The organism is Sphingomonas sp. S-NIH.Pt3_0716 (assembly GCF_003950715.1).
GTDB classification, from domain to species: Bacteria; Pseudomonadota; Alphaproteobacteria; order Sphingomonadales; family Sphingomonadaceae; genus Sphingobium; species Sphingobium yanoikuyae_A.
The window spans coordinates 1-4,718 of record NZ_QLJK01000075.1; the positions used below are offsets into that span (position 1 = coordinate 1).

Annotated in this window: 4 protein-coding genes; all 4 read left to right on the forward strand. The window is 63.5% G+C overall.

Annotated elements, in window-relative coordinates; translation table 11 throughout:
* The first annotated feature begins 105 nt into the window (after positions 1-105).
* Complete coding sequence (locus tag BRX37_RS25835) at positions 106-1,821, forward strand: Mu transposase C-terminal domain-containing protein (protein WP_125990302.1); 1,716 nt, start codon at positions 106-108, stop codon at positions 1,819-1,821.
* A gap of 2 nt (positions 1,822-1,823) precedes the next feature.
* Positions 1,824-2,732 carry a TniB family NTP-binding protein gene (locus tag BRX37_RS25840; RefSeq protein ID WP_003155746.1) on the forward strand — a complete coding sequence of 303 codons (909 nt, stop codon included), beginning with the start codon at positions 1,824-1,826 and terminating at the stop codon, positions 2,730-2,732.
* Complete coding sequence (locus BRX37_RS25845) at positions 2,729-3,946, forward strand: TniQ family protein (RefSeq protein WP_006122485.1); 1,218 nt, start codon at positions 2,729-2,731, stop codon at positions 3,944-3,946. Before BRX37_RS25840 ends, BRX37_RS25845 begins: the two co-directional genes overlap by 4 nt.
* Positions 3,947-4,007: 61 nt before the next feature.
* The gene (locus tag BRX37_RS25850; RefSeq protein ID WP_003155741.1) at positions 4,008-4,631 is read left to right on the forward strand and encodes a recombinase family protein; all 624 of its coding nucleotides are present in this window, start codon (positions 4,008-4,010) and stop codon (positions 4,629-4,631) included.
* Positions 4,632-4,718: the final 87 nt, after the last annotated feature.

The following is a 4,718-nucleotide window of genomic DNA, read 5'->3' on the forward strand; positions in this document are numbered from 1 at the left end:
TGTCATTTTCAGAAGACGACTGCACCAGTTGATTGGGCGTAATGGCTGTTGTGCAGCCAGCTCCTGACAGTTCAATATCAGAAGTGATCTGCACCAATCTCGACTATGCTCAATACTCGTGTGCACCAAAGCGAGGTGAGCATGGCGACGGACACCCCACGGATTCCAGAACAAGGCGTGGCCACTCTGCCTGATGAGGCTTGGGAGCGTGCGCGCCGTCGTGCGGAGATCATCAGTCCGTTGGCGCAGTCGGAGACGGTCGGGCACGAAGCGGCCGATATGGCGGCTCAGGCGCTGGGCTTGTCTCGGCGCCAGGTATACGTTCTGATCCGGCGTGCCCGGCAAGGCAGCGGCCTCGTGACGGATCTGGTGCCCGGCCAGTCCGGTGGAGGTAAAGGTAAGGGGCGCTTGCCGGAACCGGTCGAGCGCGTCATCCACGAGCTACTGCAAAAGCGGTTCCTGACCAAGCAGAAGCGCAGCCTAGCGGCCTTTCACCGCGAAGTCACTCAGGTGTGCAAGGCTCAAAAACTGCGAGTGCCGGCGCGCAATACCGTGGCCTTACGGATCGCTAGCCTTGACCCGCGCAAGGTCATCCGCCGGCGGGAAGGCCAGGATGCCGCTCGTGACCTACAAGGTGTGGGCGGCGAGCCTCCTGCCGTGATCGCGCCGCTGGAGCAGGTGCAGATAGACCATACGGTCATCGACCTGATCGTGGTCGATGACCGCGACCGGCAACCTATTGGCCGCCCGTACCTGACCCTCGCCATCGACGTGTTCACCCGCTGCGTGCTCGGCATGGTCGTCACGCTGGAAGCGCCGTCTGCCGTTTCGGTTGGCCTGTGCCTCGTGCATGTCGCCTGCGACAAGCGCCCTTGGCTGGAAGGACTGAACGTGGAAATGGATTGGCAGATGAGCGGCAAGCCCTTGCTGCTCTACCTAGACAACGCGGCCGAGTTCAAGAGCGAGGCCCTGCGCCGGGGTTGCGAGCAGCATGGCATCCGGCTGGACTATCGCCCGCTGGGACAGCCGCACTATGGCGGCATCGTGGAACGGATCATCGGCACGGCGATGCAGATGATTCACGACGAACTGCCGGGAACGACCTTCTCCAACCCTGACCAGCGCGGCGACTACGATTCCGAAAACAAGGCCGCCCTGACGCTGCGCGAGCTAGAGCGCTGGCTCACATTGGCGGTCGGCACCTACCACGGTTCGGTGCACAACGGCCTGCTCCAACCGCCGGCCGCGCGCTGGGCCGAGGCCGTGGCGCGTGTCGGCGTACCGGCCGTCGTCACACGCGCTACTTCGTTCCTGGTCGATTTTCTGCCGATCCTCCGGCGCACGCTGACCCGCACCGGCTTTGTCATCGACCACATCCACTACTACGCCGATGCGCTCAAGCCGTGGATTGCGCGGCGTGAACGCTGGCCGTCCTTTCTGATCCGGCGCGATCCGCGCGACATCAGCCGTATCTGGGTCCTGGAACCGGAGGGACAGCATTACCTGGAAATTCCCTACCGTACCTTGTCGCATCCGGCTGTCACCCTCTGGGAACAACGGCAGGCGCTGGCGAAACTGCGGCAGCAAGGGCGCGAACAGGTGGATGAGTCGGCGCTGTTCCGCATGATCGGCCAGATGCGTGAGATTGTGACCAGCGCGCAGAAGGCCACACGCAAGGCGCGGCGTGACGCGGATCGCCGCCAGCACCTCAAGACATCAGCTCGGCCGGACAAGCCCGTTCCGCCGGATACGGATATTGCCGACCCGCAGGCAGACAACTTGCCACCCGCCAAACCGTTCGACCAGATTGAGGAGTGGTAGCCGTGGACGAATATCCCATCATCGACCTGTCCCACCTGCTGCCGGCGGCCCAGGGCTTGGCCCGTCTTCCGGCGGACGAGCGCATCCAGCGCCTTCGCGCCGACCGCTGGATCGGCTATCCGCGCGCAGTCGAGGCGCTGAACCGGCTGGAAGCCCTTTATGCGTGGCCAAACAAGCAACGCATGCCCAACCTGCTGCTGGTTGGCCCGACCAACAATGGCAAGTCGATGATCGTCGAGAAGTTCCGCCGCACCCACCCGGCCAGCTCCGACGCCGACCAGGAGCACATCCCGGTGTTGGTCGTGCAGATGCCGTCCGAGCCGTCCGTGATCCGCTTCTACGTCGCGCTGCTCGCCGCGATGGGCGCGCCGCTGCGCCCACGCCCACGGTTGCCGGAAATGGAGCAACTGGCTCTGGCACTGCTGCGCAAGGTCGGCGTGCGCATGCTGGTGATCGACGAGCTGCACAACGTGCTGGCCGGCAACAGCGTCAACCGCCGGGAATTCCTCAACCTGCTGCGCTTCCTCGGCAACGAACTGCGCATCCCGTTGGTTGGGGTAGGCACGCGCGACGCCTACCTAGCCATCCGCTCCGATGACCAGTTGGAAAATCGCTTCGAGCCGATGATGCTGCCGGTATGGGAGGCCAACGACGATTGCTGCTCACTGCTGGCCAGCTTCGCCGCTTCGCTCCCGCTGCGCCGGCCTTCCCCAATTGCCACGCTGGACATGGCTCGCTACCTGCTCACACGCAGCGAGGGCACCATAGGGGAACTGGCGCACTTGCTGATGGCGGCGGCCATCGTCGCCGTGGAGAGCGGCGAGGAAGCGATCAACCATCGCACACTCAGCATGGCCGTTTACACCGGACCCAGCGAGCGGCGGCGGCAATTCGAGCGGGAACTGATGTGAAGCCTGCGCCGCGCTGGCCGCTGCATCCCGCCCCGAAAGAAGGCGAGGCGCTGTCCTCATGGCTCAACCGCGTGGCCCTTTGCTATCACATGGAGGAGCCCGACCTGCTGGAGCACGATCTTGGTCACGGCCAGGTCGATGACCTGGACACCGCGCCACCACTCTCGCTGCTGGCGTTGCTTTCCCAGCGGAGCGGCATCGAGCTGGACCGGCTGCGCTGTATGAGTTTCGCCGGATGGGTGCCTTGGCTACTGGACAGCCTTGATGACCAGATTCCAGACGCCTTGGAAACCTATGCGTTTCAGCTCTCGGTGTTGCTGCCAAGACTCCGCCGTAAGACGCGATCCATCACGAGCTGGCGTGCCTGGCTGCCCAGCCAGCCGATAAACCGCGCCTGTCCGCTCTGCCTGAGCGATCCGGAGAACCAAGCCGTACTGCTCGCGTGGAAGCTGCCCCTGATGCTGAGCTGCCCGCTGCATGGCTGCTGGCTGGAATCCTATTGGGGCGTGCCAGGGCGGTTTCTCGGCTGGGAGAACGCCGACGCCGAACCGCGCACCGCCAGCGACGCGATTGCGGCGATGGACCAGCGTACCTGGCAGGCACTGACAACCGGTCACGTGGAGCTGCCGCGCCGACGCATCCACGCCGGATTGTGGTTTCGACTTCTTCGCACGCTGCTCGATGAGCTGAACACCCCGCTTTCCGCGTGCGGAACCTGCGCGGGGTATCCCCGCCAAGTCTGGGAAGGCTGCGGGCATCCGCTGCGTGCTGGGCAAAGTCTGTGGCGACCGTATGAAACCCTGAATCCGATAGTACGGTTACAGATGCTGGAGGCGGCGGCAACGGCAATCAGCTTGATTGAGGTGAGGGACATCAGCCCGCCAGGCGAGCAGGCAAAGCTATTCTGGTCCGAGCCCCAAACCGGGTTCACCAGTGGCCTGCCGACGAAAGCGCCGAAGCCCGAGCCCATCAATCACTGGCAGCGTGCAGTCCAGGCCATCGACGAGGCCATCATTGAAGCGCGACACAACCCCGAGACGGCACGCTCGCTGTTCGCGTTGGCTTCCTATGGTCGGCGCGATCCCGCTTCCTTGGAACGGTTGCGCGCCACCTTCGTGAAGGAAGGCATCCCGCCGGAATTTCTGTCACATTACCTGCCTGATGCACCCTTTGCATGTCTTAAACAAAATGACGGGTTAAGTGACAAATTTTGACGGATAGAGCTTTCCGGCTCACACTGTCACATAATCGAACGTATACGTGACGGGTGAAAAGGTGCTGATCGGCTACATGCGGGTATCGAAGGCGGACGGATCCCAGTCCACCAATTTGCAACGCGATGCGCTCATCGCCGCTGGTGTGAGCCTTGCGCACCTTTACGAGGATCTGGCCTCGGGCAGGCGCGATGATCGCCCAGGGTTGGCTGCTTGCCTGAAGGCGCTTCGTGAAGGGGACACGCTGATCGTGTGGAAGCTCGATCGGCTTGGCCGTGATCTGCGCCACCTGATCAACACCGTGCACGACCTAACTGCGCGTAGCGTGGGCCTGAAGGTCCTGACCGGTCACGGTGCGGCGGTCGACACGACGACTGCCGCCGGCAAGCTTGTGTTCGGTATTTTTGCCGCGCTGGCCGAGTTCGAGCGTGAGTTGATTTCCGAGCGAACAGTCGCTGGACTTATCTCGGCGCGCGCTCGCGGCAGGAAAGGGGGGCGCCCCTTCAAGATGACCGCCGCCAAGCTACGCCTGGCGATGGCCAGCATGGGGCAACCGGAAACCAAGGTGGGCGATCTCTGCGAAGAACTCGGGATTACCCGGCAGACGCTCTACCGGCACGTGTCGCCCAAGGGCGAACTGCGGCCAGACGGCGTAAAGCTGCTCTCCCTCGGTTCAGCCGCATAAATGGAGGCGACCTGGAACGGGGCGCTGTTCAGTGCGGCAACGATCCGATTACCGGTGTCGACCCAGAGCAGCCGTAGAGCTTTTGGG